The sequence below is a fragment of the Saccharomonospora sp. NPDC046836 genome (genome assembly GCF_040645195.1).
In the GTDB taxonomy this organism is placed as follows: Bacteria; Actinomycetota; Actinomycetes; order Mycobacteriales; family Pseudonocardiaceae; genus Prauserella_A.
In genome coordinates this window covers 80,958-101,412 of sequence record NZ_JBEYXW010000013.1, presented here as the reverse complement: position 1 = coordinate 101,412, position 20,455 = coordinate 80,958, and the positions used below count along the sequence as shown (strand labels likewise).

General features: G+C 68.9%; 19 protein-coding genes. 12 read left to right on the top strand and 7 right to left on the bottom strand.

Annotated elements, in window-relative coordinates:
• The first annotated feature begins 10 nt into the window (after positions 1–10).
• Entirely contained in the window at positions 11–778 is a 768-nt protein-coding gene (locus ABZ863_RS16970) for an acyltransferase (RefSeq protein WP_358536202.1), read from the top strand.
• Position 779: 1 nt separating this feature from the next.
• Here the strand turns inward: ABZ863_RS16970 and ABZ863_RS16965 are convergent, their stop codons facing one another.
• A complete protein-coding gene (locus tag ABZ863_RS16965) occupies positions 780–2,210 on the bottom strand; it encodes a short-chain fatty acyl-CoA regulator family protein (protein ID WP_358536200.1) in 1,431 nt (476 codons plus the stop codon).
• A gap of 216 nt (positions 2,211–2,426) precedes the next feature.
• Here ABZ863_RS16965 and aceA point away from each other — a divergent pair, with 216 nt between their 5' ends.
• From aceA to ABZ863_RS16950, 3 genes are all read left to right on the top strand, one after another.
• Positions 2,427–3,704, top strand: a complete 1,278-nt coding sequence (gene aceA, locus ABZ863_RS16960) for an isocitrate lyase (RefSeq protein ID WP_358536198.1) — start codon at positions 2,427–2,429, stop codon at positions 3,702–3,704.
• 20 nt (positions 3,705–3,724) lie between these two features.
• The gene (gene aceB, locus ABZ863_RS16955) at positions 3,725–5,332 is read left to right on the top strand and encodes a malate synthase A (RefSeq protein WP_358536196.1); all 1,608 of its coding nucleotides are present in this window, start codon (positions 3,725–3,727) and stop codon (positions 5,330–5,332) included.
• A 94-nt stretch (positions 5,333–5,426) separates the two neighbouring features.
• Entirely contained in the window at positions 5,427–5,885 is a 459-nt protein-coding gene (locus ABZ863_RS16950) for a nuclear transport factor 2 family protein (protein ID WP_358536194.1), read from the top strand.
• A gap of 6 nt (positions 5,886–5,891) precedes the next feature.
• On the opposite strand, the gene ABZ863_RS16945 is transcribed toward ABZ863_RS16950, so the two are convergent.
• Positions 5,892–6,335, bottom strand: coding sequence for a MarR family transcriptional regulator (locus tag ABZ863_RS16945; RefSeq protein ID WP_358536192.1), 444 nt, complete (start codon positions 6,333–6,335; stop codon positions 5,892–5,894).
• Between the two features lie 46 nt (positions 6,336–6,381).
• Between ABZ863_RS16945 and ABZ863_RS16940 the strand changes: the two genes are divergently transcribed.
• On the top strand, positions 6,382–6,774 hold the full coding sequence (locus tag ABZ863_RS16940; RefSeq protein ID WP_358536190.1) for a DUF5313 family protein: 393 nt from the start codon (positions 6,382–6,384) through the stop codon (positions 6,772–6,774).
• Positions 6,775–6,780: 6 nt separating this feature from the next.
• Here the strand turns inward: ABZ863_RS16940 and ABZ863_RS16935 are convergent, their stop codons facing one another.
• Positions 6,781–8,034, bottom strand: coding sequence for a glycosyltransferase family 4 protein (locus tag ABZ863_RS16935; RefSeq protein ID WP_358536188.1), 1,254 nt, complete (start codon positions 8,032–8,034; stop codon positions 6,781–6,783).
• 124 nt (positions 8,035–8,158) lie between these two features.
• Here ABZ863_RS16935 and ABZ863_RS16930 point away from each other — a divergent pair, with 124 nt between their 5' ends.
• Entirely contained in the window at positions 8,159–9,919 is a 1,761-nt protein-coding gene (locus tag ABZ863_RS16930; protein WP_358536349.1) for a sugar-binding domain-containing protein, read from the top strand.
• Between the two features lies 1 nt (position 9,920).
• Here ABZ863_RS16930 and ABZ863_RS16925 read toward each other — a convergent pair whose 3' ends face one another.
• Genes ABZ863_RS16925 through ABZ863_RS16915 form a run of 3 tightly spaced genes read right to left on the bottom strand, consistent with a single transcriptional unit; the run spans position 9,921 to position 12,372 of the window.
• A complete protein-coding gene (locus ABZ863_RS16925) occupies positions 9,921–11,417 on the bottom strand; it encodes a glycoside hydrolase family 57 protein (protein WP_358536186.1) in 1,497 nt (498 codons plus the stop codon).
• The gene (locus ABZ863_RS16920; RefSeq protein ID WP_358536184.1) at positions 11,414–12,163 is read right to left on the bottom strand and encodes a class I SAM-dependent methyltransferase; all 750 of its coding nucleotides are present in this window, start codon (positions 12,161–12,163) and stop codon (positions 11,414–11,416) included. Before ABZ863_RS16920 ends, ABZ863_RS16925 begins: the two co-directional genes overlap by 4 nt.
• A 35-nt stretch (positions 12,164–12,198) precedes the next feature.
• Complete coding sequence (locus ABZ863_RS16915; RefSeq protein WP_358536182.1) at positions 12,199–12,372, bottom strand: hypothetical protein; 174 nt, start codon at positions 12,370–12,372, stop codon at positions 12,199–12,201.
• Positions 12,373–12,887: 515 nt separating this feature from the next.
• Here ABZ863_RS16915 and ABZ863_RS16910 point away from each other — a divergent pair.
• Both ABZ863_RS16910 and ABZ863_RS16905 read left to right on the top strand, forming a co-directional pair.
• The gene (locus tag ABZ863_RS16910; RefSeq protein ID WP_358536180.1) at positions 12,888–14,732 is read left to right on the top strand and encodes an ABC transporter ATP-binding protein; all 1,845 of its coding nucleotides are present in this window, start codon (positions 12,888–12,890) and stop codon (positions 14,730–14,732) included.
• 17 nt (positions 14,733–14,749) lie between these two features.
• A complete protein-coding gene (locus tag ABZ863_RS16905; RefSeq protein WP_358536178.1) occupies positions 14,750–15,595 on the top strand; it encodes a serine/threonine-protein kinase in 846 nt (281 codons plus the stop codon).
• A 71-nt stretch (positions 15,596–15,666) separates the two neighbouring features.
• Here ABZ863_RS16905 and ABZ863_RS16900 read toward each other — a convergent pair whose 3' ends face one another.
• Positions 15,667–16,506 carry a DegV family protein gene (locus tag ABZ863_RS16900; RefSeq protein ID WP_358536177.1) on the bottom strand — a complete coding sequence of 280 codons (840 nt, stop codon included), beginning with the start codon at positions 16,504–16,506 and terminating at the stop codon, positions 15,667–15,669.
• 224 nt (positions 16,507–16,730) lie between these two features.
• Here ABZ863_RS16900 and ABZ863_RS16895 point away from each other — a divergent pair, with 224 nt between their 5' ends.
• The 4 genes from ABZ863_RS16895 (at position 16,731) to ABZ863_RS16880 (ending at position 20,351) form a co-directional block, all read left to right on the top strand.
• A complete protein-coding gene (locus tag ABZ863_RS16895; protein WP_358536176.1) occupies positions 16,731–17,516 on the top strand; it encodes an electron transfer flavoprotein subunit beta/FixA family protein in 786 nt (261 codons plus the stop codon).
• Between the two features lie 18 nt (positions 17,517–17,534).
• Positions 17,535–18,494 (top strand): electron transfer flavoprotein subunit alpha/FixB family protein, encoded by a 960-nt coding sequence (locus tag ABZ863_RS16890; RefSeq protein WP_358536175.1) that lies wholly within the window; start codon positions 17,535–17,537, stop codon positions 18,492–18,494.
• A 247-nt stretch (positions 18,495–18,741) separates the two neighbouring features.
• Positions 18,742–19,512 carry a GNAT family N-acyltransferase gene (locus ABZ863_RS16885; RefSeq protein WP_358536174.1) on the top strand — a complete coding sequence of 257 codons (771 nt, stop codon included), beginning with the start codon at positions 18,742–18,744 and terminating at the stop codon, positions 19,510–19,512.
• The gene (locus tag ABZ863_RS16880; RefSeq protein WP_358536173.1) at positions 19,509–20,351 is read left to right on the top strand and encodes a lysophospholipid acyltransferase family protein; all 843 of its coding nucleotides are present in this window, start codon (positions 19,509–19,511) and stop codon (positions 20,349–20,351) included. Before ABZ863_RS16885 ends, ABZ863_RS16880 begins: the two co-directional genes overlap by 4 nt.
• Positions 20,352–20,455: the final 104 nt, after the last annotated feature.

Here is a 20,455-nt window from a genome sequence, read left to right as displayed (position 1 = left end):
CGGTCAGCTCATGACATCCATGTGGGGATCACCGGTGCTGTCCCGGATGCAGGCTTGGCGCCGGATGCGTAAGGACCCGCGGCAGGCGCGGTTTCTGAGCGCCGACTCGCTGCGCTGGGTGCTGCGCAACCGGGCCTTCACGCCGTGGTACCTCGTGCGGTACTGGCGGCTGTTGAAGTTCCGCATCGCCAACCCACACATCATCTTGCGCGGCATGGTGTTCCTCGGCAAGAACGTGGAGATCCACTGCCGTCCCGGGTACGGGCGCATGGAGATCGGCCGCTGGGTGCACATCGGCGACGGCAACGCGATCCGGTGCCACGAGGGCTCGTTGCGCATTGGTGACAAGGCCGTGTTCGGGCGCCAGAACGTCATCAACTGCTACCTCGACATCGAGCTCGGTGCCGCGACGCTGGTCGCCGACTGGGTCTACGTCTGCGACTTCGACCACGTGACCGCCGACATCAACCTGCCGATCAAGGACCAGGGCATTGTGAAGTCCCCCGTGCGGATCGGCCCCGACACCTGGATCGGCACCAAGGTTTCGGTGCTGCGTGGTACCCGCGTCGGCCGGGGCTGCGTCCTCGGTGCGCATGCCGTGGTGCGTGGCGACATCCCCGACTTCGCGATCGCGGTCGGCTCGCCGGCCCGCGTGGTACGCGACCGCAAGGCCGACTACGAGGCGGGCGCCGAACGCCGCGCGGCCATCGCGGACATGGCCCGCAAGGCCGGCAAAGCGCTGCAGAAGACGCTCGGCGAGTCCACAGACGTGCGCTGACTCACGGCTCCGCCTTCGGGACCGCGGGGTAGGGCACGAAGGTGCTGGTGTTCTCGTCGACGGTCAGCTGCTTGCCGATGGTGGGGAACGCCCGCTGCGGGCAGGCGGGACGCTCACACACCTTGCAGCCCATGCCGATCGGGGTGGCCGCCGACCGGTCGTCGATGTCGAGCCCGGCCGAGTACACCAGCCGCCGTGCGTGCCGCAGTTCGCAGCCGAGTCCGACCGAGAACATCTTTCCGGGGCTGCCGAAGCCGCCGATGTTGCGCGACACCGTCCGCGCGATCCAGAAGTAGCTCTTGCCATCCGGCAGCGTCGCCACCTGCGTGACGATCTTGCCGGGCTGGGTGAACGCCTCGTAGATCACCCACAGTGGACACGCGCCACCGACCCGGGAGAAGTGAAAGCCCGCTGCCGACTGGCGTTTCGACATGTTGCCTGCCCTGTCGACACGCACGAACGAGAACGGGATGCCCCGCAGTTTCGGACGCTGCAATGTGGACAGTCGGTGGCATGCGGTCTCGAAGCCGACGCCGAAGTGGTCACACAACAGCTCGATGTCGTACCGGAACCGCTCGGCGCAACCGTGGAACTGCCGGTACGGCAGGATGAGCGCGCCTGCGAAGTAGTTGGCGAGCCCCACCCGCGCCAGTGAGCGGGCGGGTTGCCCCGAGAAGTCCCACGAGTCGGCCAGCCCGGTGATGAGGTCGTCGTACTCCAGCAGCGCGATCTGCGAGGCCATCCGGAACGCCTGCTGGCCGATCCGCAACGTGGGCGCCATCCGCAGAACGCGGCCTTCCGGTTCGTAGCGGTGCTGCTCGCCGGCGGCCTCGTTGATCCCCTCGGTCGTGATGGTCACGCCGTAGTACCCGGTCAGCCGGTCGCGTAGCCCGTTGCCCACCTCCCCGCGGCGCAGGTCCAGCTGCTCGTACATCCTCTCGGCGCGCTCGTCGAGTTCGCCGACGTAGTTCTCCCGCTCGTAGAAGAAGTCGCGGACCTCCTCGTGGGGCAGCGGTGCTGCGGCGCTGCCGTGCACGCCGCGGCCATCCTCGGCCACGAGCGCGGCGGTGTTCTCCACCGCGTCGCGGTAGCGGCGGTGCATCTTCACCAGTGCCTCGGCGACCGTGGGCAGGTTCTTGGCGAGGTCGGTGATCTCGCCGGGAGAGACCCGCGCGGCGATCGCCTCGTCCAGCAGCGCCTCCCTGACATCGGCGACCAGTCGCGAGGTGTCGTTGTCGGCGAAGAACTCCGCGTCCACGCCGAACGCCTCGGTGATGCGCAACAGCACCGGCACGGTCAGCGGCCGGGCGTTGTGCTCGATCTGATTGAGGTAACTGGGTGAGATCTCCAGGAGCCTGGCCAGGTCGGCCTGGCTCATGGCGCGACTCTCCCGCAAATGCCGTAGCCGCGCTCCGGCGAAGGTTTTGTCCACGATGACCGGCCCTCCCGCAGGGTTTTCTGTTCCGTACCGATCCAGTCGGCACATTCAGCCTGCGCTGCCAATCCGACGTTCGCAAGCTTCACAACATGCTAGGAAAAATTAGCACAAGTTGGCAAATTGGAGATCTAGCAGAGCTTTCCCAGCTCATGTCATGGTCAAGGTGCACAAGCGAGGAATCGCAAAGTTCGCAAACGTGGGAGTGACCCGATGACTGTGTCCTTCGAGCAGGAAGCGGCCGAGCTGGCCAAGAAGTGGGAGTCCGACCCCCGCTGGCAGGGTGTGCGGCGGTCCTACTCGGCAGCTGACGTGGTGAAGCTGCGTGGCAGTGTCGTCGAGGAGCACACCCTGGCCCGCCGTGGTGCCGAGCGGCTGTGGAAGCTGCTGCACACCGAGGAGTACGTGCACTCGCTGGGCGCGTTGACGGGTAACCAGGCGGTGCAGCAGGTCCGCGCCGGGCTCAAGGCCATCTATCTCTCCGGCTGGCAGGTCGCCGCCGACGCCAACCTCGCCGGGCAGACCTACCCGGACCAGAGCCTCTACCCGGCGAACTCGGTGCCCGCGGTGGTCCGCCGGATCAACAACGCGCTCGCCCGCGCCGACCAGATCACCTGGGCCGAGGGCAGCACCGGCATCGACTGGTACGCCCCGATCGTCGCCGACGCCGAGGCCGGTTTCGGCGGCCCGCTCAACGCGTTCGAGCTGATGAAGGGGATGATCGCCGCCGGAGCAGCCGGTGTGCACTGGGAGGACCAGCTCGCGTCGGAGAAGAAGTGCGGCCACCTCGGCGGCAAGGTCCTCATCCCGACCAAGCAGCACGAGCGCACGCTGAACGCCGCGCGGCTTGCCGCCGACGTGCTCAACGTGCCGTCGATCGTCGTCGCCCGCACCGATGCGCAGGCCGCAACGCTGATCACCAGCGATGTCGACGAGCGCGACCGCAAGTACATCACCGGCGAGCGCACCTCCGAAGGCTTCTACAAGGTGCGCAACGGCATCGATCCGTGCATCGACCGTGGCCTCGCTTACGCGGAGTACGCGGATCTGCTGTGGATGGAGACCTCCGAGCCGGACCTCGAGGTGGCGCGCACGTTCGCCGAGGCCATCAAGGCCAAGTACCCGGACCAGCTGCTGGCCTACAACTGCTCGCCGTCGTTCAACTGGCGCAAGCACCTCGACGACGCCACGATCGCGAAGTTCCAGCGCGAGCTCGGCCACATGGGCTACAAGTTCCAGTTCATCACCCTGGCTGGCTTCCACGCGCTGAACTACTCGATGTTCGACCTGGCCAAGGGCTACGCCGCCGAGGGCATGAGCGCCTACGTCGACCTGCAGGAGCGCGAGTTCGCGGCCGAGGAGCGCGGCTACACCGCCACCCGGCACCAGCGCGAGGTCGGCACCGGCTGGTTCGACCAGGTCAGCACCGCGCTGAACCCGGAGAGCTCCACGACCGCACTCACCGGCTCGACCGAAGAAGCGCAGTTCTGACCTCGTGAAGGGACGACGAGATGGCTGACACGCTCAACTACCGGCTCGAGGTCGCCGGTCCCGTCGGCGAGCGGTTCGACGAGATCCTCACGCCAGCGGCGCTGGAGTTCGTCGCCAAGCTGGACAACGCGTTCGCCGGCACGCGCCGGGAGCTGCTGGACGCCCGGCGGCGCAGGCGGGAGCGGATCACCTCGGGACACGAGCAACTGGGTTTTCTGCCCGAGACGCGCTGGATCCGCAGCGACCCGTCGTGGCAGGTGGCCCCTCCGGCCCCAGGGCTGGAGGACCGGCGCGTGGAGATCACCGGTCCCACCGACCGGAAGATGACCGTCAACGCGCTCAACTCCGGGGCCAGGGTGTGGCTTGCCGACTTCGAGGACGCCACGTCCCCGACCTGGCGCAACGTGGTGGACGGTCAGCTCAACCTGTTCGATGCGATCCGGCGTGACATCGACTTCACCGACAACGGCAAGCGATACGTGATCGGCGAGGACCCGGCCACGATCGTGGCCCGCCCGCGTGGCTGGCACCTGGTGGAGAAGCACATCCGCATCGACGGCCGTCCCGTGTCGGCCAGTCTCGTCGACTTCGGGCTCTACTTCTTCCACAACGCAAGGCGACTCGTCGCCAAGGGGGCCGGACCGTACTTCTACCTGCCGAAGCTGGAGAGTCATCTCGAGGCGCGGCTGTGGAACGACGTCTTCCGGTTCGCACAGCGGGAGATCGGGCTGCCGCAGGGCACCATCCGGGCGACCGTGCTGATCGAGACCATCTCCGCGGCCTTCGAGATGGAGGAGATCCTCTACGAGCTGCGCGAGCACGCGGCCGGGCTCAACGCGGGCCGGTGGGACTACATCTTCAGCATCATCAAGACCTTCGGCTACGCGGGCGCGGACTTCGTGCTGCCCGACCGCGCGCAGGTCACGATGACGGTGCCGTTCATGCGGGCCTACACCGAGCTGCTGGTGCGGACCTGTCACAAGCGGGGTGCACATGCGATCGGCGGCATGTCCGCCTTCATTCCGAGCAGGGACCCGGACGTCAACGCCATCGCGCTGGCCAAGGTCCGCGAGGACAAGGAGCGCGAGGCCGCGGACGGCTTCGACGGCTCCTGGGTCGCGCACCCCGGTCTGGTTCCGGTGTGCCGCAAGGTGTTCGACAGCGTGCTCGGGGGCTGGCCGAACCAGCTCGGCAGGCTGCGTGAGGACGTCGTGGTCACCGAGGTGGACCTGCTCGACGTTGCCAGCGCCGGCGGGGAGGTCACCGCAGGCGGCGTGCGGGCCAACATCAACGTGGCGCTGCGTTACGTCGACTCATGGTTGCGCGGCACCGGTGCGGCGGCGATCGCCGACCTCATGGAGGATGCCGCCACGGCGGAGATCGCGCGATGCCAGGTGTGGCAGTGGATTCGCAACGGCACCAAGCTCGCCGACGGCACGGCCCTCACCGATGACGTCGTCCGTGCGTGGCTCGACGAGGAACTGGCCACGGTCCGTGCCGAGCTCGGCACGGACAACCGGCTGGCCGACGCTCGGGAGATCTTCGTCGATACGGCGCTGGGGGAGAAGCTGCCCGGCTTCTTCACCACAGGGGGCTACGCCCGTTACCTGACCGGCTCGGGGAGGTAACGGAGCGGGAGGGGCATCGCCAGTGCGCCCCGCGGCACTGGCGATGCCCCTGTGCCGGGACGGCGGGAGTCGTTGGCGGTCGTAGCCTGAGGCAATGACGTCACGACCGCCGTTCCCGCCGTTCGACGAGACCACCGCCGCGCAGAAGGTCCAGGCGGCCGAAGATGCCTGGAACACTCGTGACCCCGATCGGGTTGCGCTTGCCTACACCGAGGACTCGGTGTGGCGTAACCGCGACCGGCACGTCGTCGGCCGCGCCCAGATCATCGCGTTCCTGCGGGAGAAGTGGCAGCGCGAGCTGGACTACGCCCTGCGCAAGGAACTCTGGGGGTTCAGGGGAGACCGGATCGCCGTGCGCTTCCAGTACGAGTGCCACGACCGCGAAGGCCAATGGTGGCGCAGTTACGGCAACGAGTTGTGGGAGTTCACCGACGAAGGCCTGATGCGCCGTCGGGAGGCGAGCATCAACGACTACCCCATCGCGGAATCGGAACGGCGCATCCATGGTCCGCGTCCCGAAAGCGAGTACGGCAAGCTCCTTCCGCTTTTCTAGGGCGGGTCACCTGGTGGCCTCGATGACCCGCGTCAGCACGGCATGCAGCTGTTCCAGCTCGGCGACCTCCATGCCGAGCCGTTCCACGACGCGGTACGGGATCTTCTCCGCCTCCCGCCGCAACCGCCTGCCCTTGGCGGTCAGCGACACCGCCAGCGCCCGCTCATCGCTCGCGCTGCGCTGCCTGCTGACGTAGCCGAGCGCCTCCAGCCGTTTCAGCAGTGGCGAGAGCGTCGCCGGTTCGGCGCGCAGTGTCTGGCCGAGGTCGCGGACCGAACGGGGCGAGCGCTCCCACAGCGCCAGCAGGACCAGGTACTGGGGGTGGGTGAGCCCGAACGGCTCCAGCAGCGGCCGGTAGATGGCGATGACGCTGCGCGAGGCGACGGAAAGGGCGAAGCAGACCTGCCGGTCGAGTGCCAGCGGGTCCTCACTCAGGTCGATCGATGTCACGAGCCTCACCCTATCAATTAGTACACTAACTATTAGACTGCTAAACATGCCGAGGCGACGACCGAACCCGATGCAGTGGCTGTGGTACGCGGCCGGTGGCAAGCTCCCGGGCAACCTGCGGGAATGGGTTCTGCACGACGTCACCAGCAAGGCCTGGATGTGGCGGCACGCCGCCCGCAGCACCGTGCTGGTCGCGCCGCTGACCGCGGTCTGGTTGCTACTGCCCGGCCCGCTCGGGCTGCGCCTTGCCCTGTGCCTGATGGCGGCACTCGTCGGCTACTTCTATTCCTTCGCCTACATGCACGAAAGCGCCGAGCACCGGATCGTCAAGCACGGCTACCCGCACGGCACAGCGCGGGCGACACGCGCCGCGGCGCAGGAGGCCGCCGAAGCCGAGATCCGCGCACGCTACGTCGCCCGGTACCGCCGCGAACTCTGAGAGCGCTCACGGTTCGAACGCGTTACCCGTCGCGATCTTCGGGCGGCCGAGCACCGGTGGCTCCCCGAGGCGGGTGCGCTGGTAGACCCGCGCGGTGGCCGCCGCGATCCGGGTCCAGTCGAAGTCGGCCGCCAGCCGGGACTGCGCGGCCAGCGCCCGCTCACCGGCCGCCCCGCCGTCGGCGAGCACCGCGTCCACGGCGTCGGCGATGCCGTTGACGTCGCCGGGTGTGAACGCCAGCCCGGTCTCCCCGTGCACGACGACCTCGCCGAGCCCGCCGGCGGTGGAGGCGACGAGCGGCCTTCGTGCGGCTGCCGCTTCGAGCGCCACGATGCCGAACGGTTCGTACCTGCTGGGCAGGACCACCGCGTCGGCGGCAGCCAGCACGGCACGCAGCTCACGGTCGGACAGGTGCCCGACGAAGTCCACCGCGCGCACGAGGCGAAGCCGCCGGGACTGCTCGACAAGCTCCTCGAGATGCCTGCCCTTGCCGGCCACGACAAGGCGTGTTCCGGGATGCCTTCGCCGGATCGCCGGCAGCGCCGCCAGCAGGTCCTGCACGCCCTTCTCCCATTCCAGCCTGCCGAAGTAGAGCAGCAGCGGGGCGCCGCCGGTGCTGTGCGTTGCCCTGGCCTTGGCGATTTCGTCGGCGGGCACCTGCCAGCCGCGCTCCTCGATGCCGTTGTGGATCACGGTGATGCCGTCGGCCTCGATCTCGAACAGCTGCGCGACCTCGCGGCGCATTGCCTGCGAGCAGGTGATCAGCGCGTCGGCGCGGTTGGCCAGCCACCACTCCACCGAATGCACCTGCTGGTTGAGGGGATGGGACAGCCACCCCGAATGCCTGCCCGCCTCGGTCGCGTGCAGCGTGCCGACGAGCGGTACCCGCGCGGCCTCCGCGAGCGCGATCGCCGGGTGGGTGACCAGCCAGTCGTGCGCGTGGACGACCTCCGGCCGCCAGGTGCGCAGCAGCTCGGTTCCGGCGCGGGTCATCGCGTGCCCCATCGAGAGCGTCCAGGCCACGAGATCGCGTTCGAAGGTCACGTGCATGGGGTCCTCGGCGACCCTGATGATCCGGACACCCTCGGCCATCCGGTTGGTCGTCGGGTGGGTCTCGGCGTCGGTGCCCGCGACGTGCCGGCACAGCACCGTCACCTCGTGCCCGTCCTTGGCGAGATGACGCGCCAGTGCGTGGACATGCCTGGCGAGCCCGCCGACCACGACAGGCGGGTACTCCCACGAGAGCATCAGCACGCGCATGCTTGGAGGTTACTCACGGGTCGCATGTGTTCGCCGACGCGTCCGATCTGCCAGTATCGGGACAATGACCGACGGAGCGCCTGAGAACAGTGGTGTGCCTGGCCATGACGAACAACACGACACGATGCCGGTAGCGAGCCGGGAGTTTCCCGCGCTGTCCACCCCGTGGACCGACCAGGTGGTGCCCGAGCGGGTGCTGGCCGAACATCCCCGGCCGCAGCTGATGCGCGAGCGTTGGCGCAGCCTCAACGGCTGGTGGGAGTACTCCAGCCGGATCGGTGACGGCGAGGTGCGCAGGGGTGAGCAGATCCTCGTGCCGTTCCCGCCTGAGTCGGCCCTGTCCGGCATCCGGCAGCGCGCCGAGCAGCTGTGGTACCGCCGCACGTTCGAGGTGCCGGAGCGCTGGCGCGGCGGGCGGGTGCTGTTGCATTTCGGAGCGGTCGACCAGATCGCCACGGTATGGGTCAACCACCAACTGGTCACCCGGCACGAGGGCGGCTACACCGCGTTCAGCGTCGACATCACGGCCGTGCTGCGCGACGGCGCGGAACAGGAGATCGTGGTGCGTGCCGACGATCTCGGCAACGCGGGGACCTTCCCGGTCGGCAAGCAGGCCAATCAGCCCGCCGGGATCCTGTACACCGGCGCATCGGGCATCTGGCAGACCGTCTGGCTCGAAGCCGTACCGGATGTCTATGTCGACAGGCTCGACATCGGCTCCGACCTCACCGGCCTCGACGTGACGGCCGGAGTCGCGCATGCGGGGGAGGAGCGGGTCGAGGTCGTGGCGTCGGAGCCGGGCGGCGCCGAGGTCGCCCGCGCGAGTGGCAACCCGGGCGAGCCGCTGCGGCTCGACGTGCGTGACCCGCACCTGTGGAGCCCTGACGACCCGTACCTCTACGACCTGACGGTGCGCGTGCTCGGCGATGCCGGGCAGGTACTCGACGAGGTGCGCAGCCATGCGGGGCTGCGCACGGTCGGCCTGGTCACCGACGGCCACGGCAGGCCGCGGATCGCGCTCAACGGCCGCATCACGTTCCTGCACGGGTTGCTCGACCAGGGGTACTGGCCGGACGGCATCTACACGGCGCCGACCGACGAGGCGCTGCGGTTCGACCTCGAGCAGACCAAGGCGCTCGGGTTCAACACGGTTCGTAAGCACGCCAAGGTGGAGCCCGCGCGCTGGTACTACTGGGCCGACCGGCTGGGGCTGTTGGTATGGCAGGACATCCCGTCGCCGCCGGTGGTCCTGGACAACCCGCCGGGCCCGCAGTCGCCGCCGGTCGCCGTGACCCGCCAGCGGTTCGAGGCGGAGCTGGCCGCGATCATCGACCAGCTGCGCAGTGTTACCGCGCTGGTGGTGTGGGTGCCGTTCAACGAGGGCTGGGGCGAGTACGACACGGCGAGGCTGGCCAAGGAGGTCAAGGCCGCCGACCCGGCCCGGCTGGTCATCGCGGACAGCGGGGTGAACTGCTGCCATTCCCATCCGGATTCCGGTGCGGGCGACATCTACGACGACCACACCTACGTCGGCCCCGGCCGGCCGCTGGTGCGCGACACCAGGGCCACGGTCGACGGCGAGTACGGCGGCCTCGGCCTTGTGCTCGACGGGCATGTCTGGCCGGGTGCGCCGGTGGCCTACGAGATGACCGGCAGCAGGGACGATCTCACCCGGCGCTACACCGAGGTGATCGCGGATGTGGAAGGCGTGGTGCGGCAGCTGGGGTTGTCCGGCGCCATCTACACGCAGACCACGGACGTGGAGAACGAGGTCAACGGCCTGATCACCTACGACCGCAGGGTCGTCAAGGTGGCGGTGCCCGTGGTCGCGGCGTGCAACCAGGCGGTGATCGCCGCAGGCTCCACCGACGGGCACGGCGGGTGAGCTAACCGAGTGCGCGCGCGTCCAGGTGGCCGAAGGGCTGCGTCAGTGTGCGGAACTCCGCCGCGCGCTGCGCGGCCGCCGGGTCGCCGCTGCGGTGCAGTGCGGCGAGTTCGTCGAAGCGTTCGGTGTGCACACGGGCGCGGCGCCGTGCGTAGTCGGCGGCCGAGTCCTTGGTGACCATGAAGGCCCAGTCGCTCGACAACGCCAGCATCGCCTCGGTGACCAGCTGATCGGCGATCCGGTCGCGGTGCGCGCGGGAGGAGCGCACGGCGAGAAGGCGTTGCTGGAGCCCGGCGTTGGCCTGGACCATATCGGCGACCTGCTCGCCGTCCCACACCCGCCAGTCCTTGCCGGAACCCCAGGACGACGCCTGCAGCTCCACCGGACCACCGACGTGCCCTGCCCCCACGGCGCCGCGCAGTGTCGTCACGCGTACGCCTGCCTCCGGCAGCGCGCGCAGCACACCCTCCAGCCAGGCCGGTCCCTCGTGCCACCAGTGGCCGAACAGCTCGGTGTCATAGGCGGCCACGACGAGGGACTCCCGCCCGTGCTGGGCACGCAGCGCGCGCAGGCGGGCGACCACGGTGTCCACGAAATCCTTGACGTGCACGCGCACCGTGTCGGCGGCCAATGCTGGCTCGTAGGGCGCCTTGTCGGCCGGGGCGATGTGCTTGCCCGTCACGCGAGAGGGTTTGAGGCCCACCTCGTGTGCCCAGGTGTGGAAGTCGCGGTAGGCGGCGTGCCCTGGGTAGCCCGCCTTCGGCGACCATACCCGGTAGGTGACGTCGAGATCGCGGCCGAAACACACGACATCGGACTCGCCGACCGTGCGCGCGGCGGCCGTATCCCCGCGCAGGGATGGCCCGTCGACGAGAAAGCGGTGTACCCCGGCTGCCGCGTAGCCGTGCTCCATTCCCGGTGCGTAGCCACATTCGGGTGCCCAGATGCCTGCGGGCCGGTGCCCGGTGCGCAGCGCGGTGTCGGCAAGCCCACCCCGCAACGCGAACGTCCGGACCCGCTCGTCCAGCAGTGGCTGGAACGGATGCGTCAGCGGCCCGCCGACAAGCTCGATGACATCGCTGTCCACAAAGGAGCGAAGGATGGGTGAGAAGCCGTGCCGCCAACGGTTTTCGAACTCGCCGAGCGCGGTTGTGGCCGCGCGATGCTCCGCCGCCGCGAGCTCGGCGAGCTCCGGCCTGCCCTGCCACAGCGCCGCGGCGTGCTGGGCGCGCAGCTGCCAGTGCCCGAGCCAGTCGTGGAGGCCGCGCAGGCAGTACGGATCGTCGAGCTGTGCCGCCAGCACCGGCGTCACACCGAGCGTCAGCACATCCCGCCTGCCCTCGTCGGCGAACCGCCGCAGCAACCCGGCGATCGGCAGGTACGAGTGCGCCCACGCCTGATACAACCACTCCTCGCCGACCGGCCAGTTCCCGTGGTGTGCCAACCACGGCAGGTGGCTGTGCAGGACCAGGCAGAAGGTCCCTTCCCGTTCGCTCATCGCCGCACCGCCACGGCGACGAGGTCCAGGCTCGCCTCCAGTTCGGAGCCGTGGACGGTGAAGTCCTCGGCGCGGATGGCCGCGATGTCGCCGAGCAGTCCGGCGGGCCACGTGGCCTGTCCCGGCAGCTCGCCCATGACGACATCGAGCTGAGCATCGATGATCGAGCCGCCGTAGCTCTCGTCAAGCGCCCGGAGGGCGGGACCGTGATGCAGTCCGTGGAGGAGCTCCACGGAGAATGCGGCATCCCGGAGCAGTTCGTCCAGTTCGGACGGTGCGAATTCCCTGGTGTGGTACGGGTTGAGCGGGGTGTCGCTGTCCGGCGTGAAGGTGAGCCGATTGGGCGTGGTGACGAGCAGTCTGCCACCGGGACGGAGCACCCGGCGGCATTCGGCGAGGAAGCCGGCCTGATCCCAGAGGTGCTCGATCACCTGGAAGTTGGCGACGATGTCCACCGAGGCGGTGCCGATCGGCAGGAAGGCCAGGTTGCCGCGGACGGCGTGGGCCCGCGGGTACCGCCTGGCGACGTGCGCCGTCGCGGCCTCGTCGTAGTCCAGCGCCACGACCCGTGCGGCTACCTGCGTGATCAACGCGGCGCCGTAGCCCTCACCACAGCCGGCCTCGAGCACGACCGCGCCCGCGCAGTAGGGGAGCAGTGCGTCGTAGGCGGCCTCATGGCGGCGAAACCAGTAGTTCTCTTCCCGCACACCCGGTACCGTGCGCTCGCCCGTGAGGTGCAAGGTCATGGCCCTGGCTGGTGCGGTCCCGGGGCCCGGTGGCATCACGATCCGGCGGGAGGCGGGTTGTCCTTGCCGCGGTTGCGGAGCTTGTCCATGGCGTCCTTGGCCTGCCTGCGAGTTCTGGGGTCGGTGGCCACCCGCTTCGCCTTCGCGATCAGCTGCCTGCCCTGCGGGCTCGCCGCGAACCGCGCCACCTTGCTGAACAGCGATGCCATCGTCGTCCCTTCCGCCGCACTCGTCCGCTTCGCGTGTCCAACCATACCCAGGGCGTGTTCGTCCGGCGGCGGGCTGCGGGCCTGACCCCCTGCCGAGCCATACGCGCAATTAACGCGGGCGCGCAGCCTAATCTGACAGTTCGTCGGCAACTGCGTCCTAGGAATTCCAATTCCTCGTGACCGAATAACGTCGCCTTGGCTCGATTTCCGGTGAGTGGCAGCTAATGGAGCGGTAAAGAGTCTGCCACCGGCAGGGAAATGGTTATGGGGAAGAAAAAATCATGAGTCGAGGTTGAAACGCTCGGAGGGCCCATACGTATATTCACGTTGAGGGGTAAACAACTATGCAGAGGAGAAAATCATGTCATTCGATGGGCACCGACGTCGTCGTCGTCACCGCCGTCGCAAGAGCCGTCGTAGGCGCAGGTCCTGCAGGCGCTGGTGGTGATGGACCCTGAGGTTGGGCTGACGATGGTGTTCAAGCTAACTTTTCGTGCCCGAACGATGGGAGCGCGATGACGTCGCCATCGTCTGACCAGCAAACGGCCGCGGCGACGGCTCGCCGAGAAGACGAGCTCGTCGCCGCGGCTCCTGCGCTCGCATTCGTCTCGATCTTCCGTCGTTTCTGGCCCTACACTCGAGGCTTTCGGGCGCGACTTTTTACGGCAGTCTGTCTTCTCCTGATTCAGCCGGTGCTCGAAGCGGGTGTGCTGTGGATCTTCATGATCCTCGTCGACGACGTGGTCGTCCCCCGCGATTTCGACATATTTCCCCAGATCGCCATCGCGTACGTGGTGCTGACGCTGCTGATGGGCGTCGTCGGATTCTCCGAGCACTATCTGTCGGAATGGATCGCAGAGCGTTTCCTCTGGCGGCTCCGCAACGACGTGTACGAGCACCTGCACGAGCTGTCCGTTGACTTCTTCAATCGCCGAAGGCTCGGTGACACGCTCGCGCGGATCGTCACCGACACCGAGGCGATCGAAGTGCTCGTGCTCTCCGGAGTCACCTCGGCGTTCTCCTTTGCCGTGACGATCGCGGTGTTCACCGGGTTCCTGTTCTACCTGAGCTGGCCGCTCGCATTGGCCGCACTGATCGGCGTGCCGGTGTTCTTCCAGCTCGCCCGGTGGTTCACCCGGAAGATCAAGGTCGCCACCAGAGAAGAGCGACGCCGCTCCGGTGCGATCAGCGCGGTCGCCGAGGAGAGCCTTGGCAACGCCACGCTCATCCGGGCGTACGGCCGCGAGCAGGCCGAGATGGACAGGTTCAACGAACAGAGCCGGGCCGCGTTCTACGCCGAGATGGCGGCCACCCGCGTCCGTGCTCTGTTCAGCCCGATGGTCGACATGCTTGAACTGGTCGGCGCGCTGGCGGTGATCGGACTCGGTGTCTGGCAGTTGGCCAGGGGCGGGCTGACCCTTGGTGGGTTGCTCGTGTTCATCGGGTTCCTCAGCCAGCTCTACGCACCGATCCGCGGGCTCGGTGAGCTCGGCAGCCAGGTGTTCACGGCATTGGCCGGCGCTGAGCGGATCATCGAGCTGCTGGACGAGCGGCCAACTGTGGCCGATCCCGCGGAGCCGGTTCCCATTGACCGTGCCCGAGGAGTCGTGACCTTCGACCGGGTGACCTTCCGCTACCCCGGCGCGTCGCGGGACGCGCTGAGCGAGTTGAGCCTGACCGTCCGGCCTGGCCAGACCACGGCCCTCGTCGGCGTGAGCGGGTCGGGGAAGTCGACGGTGCTGAACCTGATCCTGCGCTTCTACGATCCCACGTCCGGGGTGGTCAGCCTCGACGGCCACGACCTCCGAACGGTGCGGCAGCGGGAACTTCGTACGCACATCGGCACCGTGCTCCAGGATGCCGCGGTGCTCGACGGGACCGTCCGGGACAACATCCTGTGGGGCAAGCCGGGGGCCTCCGACGCCGAGGTGGTCGCGGCCGCTGCCGCTGCCGAGGCCGATGAGTTCATCCGTGCTCTTCCGTCGGGCTACGACACCCGCATCGGTCCGCGCGGTCGGCTGCTCTCCGGTGGGCAACGCCAGCGGCTGTCCATCGCCAGGGCACTACTGCGCGATGCCCCCGTGTTGTTGCTGGACGAGCCGACCACAGGGTTGGACGCCGGCACGGCGCAACGGATCATGGGGCCGCTGCACCGGCTGATGTCCGGCCGCAGCACGATCCTCGCCGCGCACGACCTGCACACCGTGCGTGACGCCGACGAGATCGTGGTGCTGGAAGGTGGACGGGTCGTCGAGCGGGGTACCCATGCAGAACTGATGGCGCTGGCCGGCAGCTACGCACACCAGTTCCAGCTGCACCAGCGGGTGCCTACTGACGGTGCGCCGGTGGCGCGCTCCTGAACGGCCGGGAGGCTCGGATGACCACGACTGCTGCACGCCCGCGACTGCTAGCCGACTACGACGTGATCGAGCTCATGGACGAGGGGGACGAGTTCGTCCTCTACGACGCCTACAGCCACGAGCGCTACTGCCCGTGCGTGCTCAAGACGGTGCGGCCCGACAGACTCGACGACGCGGAGGTGGTGGCGGCATTGGAGCTGGAAGCGCGTCTGCTGCTGTCGTTCACTCATCCCTACTGGGTGCGTGCCTACGCCCTGCACCATGTGCCGGACACGGGGGCGCCGGTGCTCGTGCTGGAGATGCTGACCGGTCCGGACCTCGAGGAGATCCTGGACGAGCGCGCCCGCAGACTTCCCGCGGCCGAGCTCGTCAACCTCGGTGTGCAACTGTGCTCGGCGATCGGCTACCTGCACGACCACGGCTACCTGCACCTCGACGTCAGCCCGAGCAACGTGATCGCCGATCCAGCCGGGTTCGCGCGGGTGCTCGACCTGAGCCTGACCCGTCCCATTGGTGCCACCTGCCCGCCGGGGCTGGGCACCCCTGACTATCTGTCCCCCGAGCAGGCTCGTGGCGATCGGGTGACCGAGGCCGCCGACAGCTGGGGGATCGGGTTGACCCTGTACGAGGCGGCCACCGGCCACGCGCCGTTCGACACACCGGATGCGAAGAAGGGCGAGTGCCCGCAGCTGACCAGGCGAGCGGAGCCGATCCGGACCCTGCGGCCACGATTGCCGGGCCCGTTGCGGGAGTTGATCGACGCCTGCCTCTCACCGGACCCGGCCGACAGGCCCGCCATCGCGGACATGCACGCGACGTTGCGTGCGCTCGCCGCCGACGAACCGGGCAACTCGCGGGACTGAGCGGGCAACTCGCAGGCCTGAGTGGGGGACTCGCGGGACTGAGTGGGGGACTCGCGGGTTGTGGGCTAGAGCTAGAGGGTGGGGGCGACCGTAATCCCGAGTGCCCGTGGCCCGACATGGGCTGTGATGACCGTGCTGGCCTGCACCAGCAGGATGTCCTTGAGCGCAGGGATGCGGGAACGCAGGTGCTGCACGATGGTGAGCTCCCGGTCCGACGGCACGACACAGGCCACCGCGACGTCCACCGGCGCCGCCCCTGCCCGCTGCACCGCGAGATCGGCGAGCTTCGACAGCGCCCGGCGAGAACCCGGTACGCGGGTGAGTGGCGCGACCTGACCGTTCTGGACGGTGAGCAACGGTTTGATCGCCAGTGCGCTCCCCAGCAGCGCTGAGGCGGCCCCGATGCGCCCGCCACGGCGCAGGAACTCCAGTGTGTCGACGTAGAGCAGCTCACTGCACGCGCGGACGCGGCGGTCGGCCGCCTCCATGACGCGTTCCACCCTGCCGCCGGCCGCCGCGGTGCGTGCCGCGGACAGCGCGGCGAAGCCGAGGCTCATGCTGGTGGTGCCACTGTCCAGAACGTAAACGGGCACCTTGACCTGCTGGGCGGCTTCGCGGGCAGCCTCGATGGTGGCCGACAACTTGCTCGAGATGTGCAGGCTCACGATCGCATCGGCGCCGGCGCTCACCGCGTCCTGGTAGGTCCAGAAGAAGGCGCCCGGGTCGGGCGGTCTGGTGCTGACGGCCCGTCCCGTGCGCAGCATCTCGATCAACTCGGCCCGCTCGAACCGGGACTCGTCGTCGATGCGGTCGCCGGCCACGATCTGGACCTGGACGACGGAGATGCCCCACTGGGCCGCCAGCTGTTCGGGCAGACAGGCGGTCGAATCGGTGATCACGGCAACGGGCACCTCCCGGAGGTTAGACCTTGTAACCACCCGTTAGAAGGAGCGCGCTGCGACTTTCGGCGGTCAAGCGGGCACAGGACGTAGCTCTCGCAGTGCTGAGCGAGTTTTAGGACTATGGTCCCAGTAGATTGCGAATCCGGGTGAAGGCCGTCACCTCGGGGCGCCGACGGCGGAGTTTCCGAATAATCTACTGCCCAGTAACGCTCTGCGTGCGCCGAAGGAGATCCATGACCAACATCGTTGTCCTGGTCAAGCAGGTGCCGGACACCTACTCGGAGCGCAAGCTCAACGAGAGTGACCACACCCTGGACCGTCAGTCCGCCGATGCGGTGATCGACGAGATCAACGAGCGCGCTGTCGAGGAAGCGCTCAAGATCAAGGAAGCCGGCGAGGGCGAGGTGACCGTCCTGTGTGTCGGTCCCGATCGCGCCACCGACGCGATCCGCAAGGCCCTTTCGATGGGTGCAGACAAGGCGATCCATGTCTCCGACGGGTCGCTGCACGGCTCCGACCTGGTGGCGACCGCCAAGGTCATCGCCGCCGCGGTGGGCAGGGTCGACGGCTGCGACCTGGTCATCGCCGGTAACGAAGCCTCGGACGGCAGGGGTGGCGCCATTCCCGCCATGCTCGCCGAGCTGCTCGGGCTCCCGCAGCTGACCCACGCTCGCCAGCTGACCATCGACGGCGGCACCGTGCGGGTGGACCGCGAGACCGAGGAGGGCCTCACGCACCTGGAAGCGAGCCTGCCCGCGGTCGTCAGTGTCACCGAGAAGATCAACGAGCCGCGGTACCCCTCGTTCAAGGGCATCATGGCCGCGAAGAAGAAGCCGGTGGAGACCCTCACCGTCGCCGACCTCGGTGTCGACGCGGGCGAGGTGGGTCTGGCCAACGCGTGGTCGACCGTGGTCGAGGCCTCGCCGAAGCCCCCGCGCACGGCAGGCCGGCGGGTCGACGACGAGGGTGACGGCGGCGTGAAGGTCGCCGAGTACCTGGTCGGCCAGAAACTCATCTGAGACAAGGAGACGTCACTCATGGCTGAAGTACTGGTGCTCGTCGACCACGTCGACGGTGAGGTCAGGAAGGTCACCCTCGAGCTGCTCACCGCGGCGCGCGCGCTCGGCGAGCCGTCCGCGGTCGTCGTCGGTGCCCCCGGCTCCGCGGGCAAGGTGAAGGAGGCGCTCGCCTCCTACGGTGCTGCGAAGGTGTACGTCGCCGAGTCCGAGGACGCCGTCGGCTACCTGGTGACCCCGAAGGTCGACGCGCTCGCGACCGTCGCCGCGCAGGCGTCCCCGGCCGCGGTGCTCGTGCCCGCGACCGCCGAGGGCAAGGAGGTGGCGGGCAGGCTCGCCATCCGGCTCGGCGGCGGTCTGCTCGTCGACGCGGTCGAAGTCAACGCCGACGGCTCGGTGGACCAGTCGATCTTCGGTGGGGCCTTCTCCGTCAAGGCGAAGGTAGCCAGCGGCACGCCGGTCATCTCGGTGCGGCCGGGCGCGGTCGAGGCGGCGCCTGCCGCGGGAGCGGCTGCGGAGGAGCCGGTGTCGCTGCCCGCGGTCGACCCGGCGAAGTCGACGAAGATCACCGGCATCGAACCGATCGTCGGCGGCGACCGGCCGGAGCTCACCGAGGCCTCGATCGTCGTCTCCGGTGGCCGCGGTGTCGGCTCCGCGGAGAAGTTCGACGTCGTGGAGAAGCTCGCCGACGCGCTCGGTGCCGCCGTCGGCGCGTCCCGCGCGGCCGTCGACTCCGGTTACTACCCGGCGCAGTTCCAGGTCGGGCAGACCGGCAAGACTGTGTCGCCGCAGCTCTACATCGCGCTCGGCATCTCCGGAGCCATCCAGCACCGCGCCGGCATGCAGACCTCGAAGACCATCGTCGCGGTGAACAAGGACTCCGAGGCGCCGATCTTCGAGATCGCCGACTTCGGCGTGGTGGGCGACCTCTTCAACGTCGCCCCGCAGCTCACCGACGAGGTAGCCAAGCGAAAGGGCTGACCGCCCGCCGTTTCGTCCCCCAAGGCCACCTTGGTTGCGCCCACCCGTCTCCCACCACCACCCAAACGGAGACGCTTCGCGCCGCAGTGTTTGACAGCTGCAACCAAGGTGGCCTTGGGGGTTTTTGGGACGCACCAACCACGGCTCGGCTGAGAAAAAGCTGAGAACGCGCTATTCACGAATTGTGCAGCCGCCGGTCATGACCGGCACCCCGCACGGTTTCCCTCCCGCCGCGACCATCTGGGGCATGACGCGGTCGCAGCTACTTGTCAGCACTGACCGGACGGGCGAGGACGCGGCGAGGTACTCGCTGCTCGTCGCCAGCCACAACGACGAGGTCACAGCCGCACAGCGGCTCCGCTACCGGGTGTTCGCCGGCGAGCTGGGTGCTCGGCTCGGCTCCGCGGACACCGGCCTCGACACCGACTACTTCGACGACTTCTGTGACCACCTCGTGGTCAGGCACGACAGCACAGGCGAGATCGTCGGCACCTACCGGATGCTGCCGCCCGACCGGGCCGCGCGCGCCGGGCAGCTCTACTCCGACACCGAGTTCGACCTGAGCAGCCTCGCGCGGCTGCGGGGATCCCTCGTCGAGACCGGCCGGTCCTGCGTCGACCCCGCCCACCGCACCGGCGCCGTGGTGAGCCTGGTCTGGGCCGGGATCGCCCGCTACATGCTCCTGTCCGGCCACCGCTACCTCGTCGGCTGCGCCTCCGTGCCGCTGGCCGACGGTGGTGCCACGGCCGCTGGCGTGTGGGACATCGTGCGTGGCAAGCACTACGCCCCGGAGTCGCAGCGGGTCACGCCGCGGAAACCGTGGGACTGCGACGACATCGCCCGCCCCGCGCGGCCCGTGCTGCCGCCGCTGCTGCGGGGCTACATCCGCCTCGGCGCACAGGTGTGCGGGCCGCCCGCCTACGACGCGGACTTCGATGTCGCCGACTTCTTCGTGCTGCTCGACCTGCAGCGCATGGACGCCCGTTACCTGAAGTTCTTCCTCGGTGTCGAGTCATGACGCACCCCTGGATGCCGACGTCGCCGTGCGGCGCGGGCTGCCTCACATCCGGTGCGCCGGTGGTCGCCTTGCCGCGCCGCGTCGCGCGGGTGACCGCTGCCGCCGGTGTCGTCTTGCTGGCACTGCTGGCCTTGCCCCTACTGGCGGTGCTCCCGCGCAGGGAACGCGTCGCCCGCCTGATCTTCCGCGGTGTGCTCGCCGCGTTCGGTGTACGGCTGGTCGTGCACGGCAGGCTCGATGGTGACGGGCGCGGCGCGCTCGTGGTGAACAACCACATCTCCTGGCTCGACATCGTCGCCGTCAACGCGGTGCGGCCCATGCGAGCGCTGGCCAAGAAGGAGATCGCGGGCTGGCCGGTGCTCGGCAGGCTGGTTGCCGGCGCGGGGAACGTTTTCCTCGACCGGGAGCGGCTGTCGACGCTGCCGGCGACGGTCGCCGAGCTCGCCGCTGCGTTGCGCGCGGGTTCACTGGTGAACGTGACCCCGGAGGGCACGACCTGGTGTGGCCGCGCGTCGGGCCGGTTCCGGCCCGCGGCGTTCCAGGCGGCGATCGACGGCGGCGTGCCCGTGCGCCCGCTCGCCCTGCGGTACCGGCTCGGCGACGGCAGGGAGACCACGCAGCCGGCGTTCATCGGGCCGGAGTCGCTGATCGAGTCGTTACGCAGGGTCGCCCGGCTGCGGGGCCTTGTACTGGAGGTGTTCGTATGCCCGGAGATCGCGCCGGGCCGGGCCGCCGACCGGCGGGAGCTGGCCGCGCTCGCCGAGGCCGCGGTGCACGCGGCGCTTGGCACCGTGACCGTGGCAGCGACAAGGTCCCACGCGGTGGTCGAGGCTGCCTAGGAGGTCACGCAGATAGGGAACGTTCGGGCAGGCGGCGCTGTGTCCCTGCGGGACCCCGCCACCTGGATCGCCGCCACGCCTCGGGGTCCGGGGTGTCCCCGAAA

Bases quoted from the DNA above. Each gene is read 5' to 3' on its own strand.
- ABZ863_RS16935 (WP_358536188.1), bottom strand. From the start codon at position 8,034: ATGCGCGTGCTGATGCTCTCGTGGGAGTACCCGCCTGTCGTGGTCGGC.
- ABZ863_RS16920 (WP_358536184.1), bottom strand. From the start codon at position 12,163: ATGACCTTGCACCTCACGGGCGAGCGCACGGTACCGGGTGTGCGGGAA.
- ABZ863_RS16905 (WP_358536178.1), top strand. From the start codon at position 14,750: ATGACCACGACTGCTGCACGCCCGCGACTGCTAGCCGACTACGACGTG.
- ABZ863_RS16895 (WP_358536176.1), top strand. From the start codon at position 16,731: ATGACCAACATCGTTGTCCTGGTCAAGCAGGTGCCGGACACCTACTCG.
- ABZ863_RS16925 (WP_358536186.1), bottom strand. From the start codon at position 11,417: ATGAGCGAACGGGAAGGGACCTTCTGCCTGGTCCTGCACAGCCACCTG.
- ABZ863_RS16890 (WP_358536175.1), top strand. From the start codon at position 17,535: ATGGCTGAAGTACTGGTGCTCGTCGACCACGTCGACGGTGAGGTCAGG.
- ABZ863_RS16885 (WP_358536174.1), top strand. From the start codon at position 18,742: ATGACGCGGTCGCAGCTACTTGTCAGCACTGACCGGACGGGCGAGGAC.
- ABZ863_RS16915 (WP_358536182.1), bottom strand. From the start codon at position 12,372: ATGGCATCGCTGTTCAGCAAGGTGGCGCGGTTCGCGGCGAGCCCGCAG.
- ABZ863_RS16970 (WP_358536202.1), top strand. From the start codon at position 11: ATGACATCCATGTGGGGATCACCGGTGCTGTCCCGGATGCAGGCTTGG.
- ABZ863_RS16950 (WP_358536194.1), top strand. From the start codon at position 5,427: ATGACGTCACGACCGCCGTTCCCGCCGTTCGACGAGACCACCGCCGCG.
- ABZ863_RS16930 (WP_358536349.1), top strand. From the start codon at position 8,159: ATGCCGGTAGCGAGCCGGGAGTTTCCCGCGCTGTCCACCCCGTGGACC.
- aceB (WP_358536196.1), top strand. From the start codon at position 3,725: ATGGCTGACACGCTCAACTACCGGCTCGAGGTCGCCGGTCCCGTCGGC.
- ABZ863_RS16940 (WP_358536190.1), top strand. From the start codon at position 6,382: ATGCCGAGGCGACGACCGAACCCGATGCAGTGGCTGTGGTACGCGGCC.
- aceA (WP_358536198.1), top strand. From the start codon at position 2,427: ATGACTGTGTCCTTCGAGCAGGAAGCGGCCGAGCTGGCCAAGAAGTGG.
- ABZ863_RS16910 (WP_358536180.1), top strand. From the start codon at position 12,888: ATGACGTCGCCATCGTCTGACCAGCAAACGGCCGCGGCGACGGCTCGC.
- ABZ863_RS16880 (WP_358536173.1), top strand. From the start codon at position 19,509: ATGACGCACCCCTGGATGCCGACGTCGCCGTGCGGCGCGGGCTGCCTC.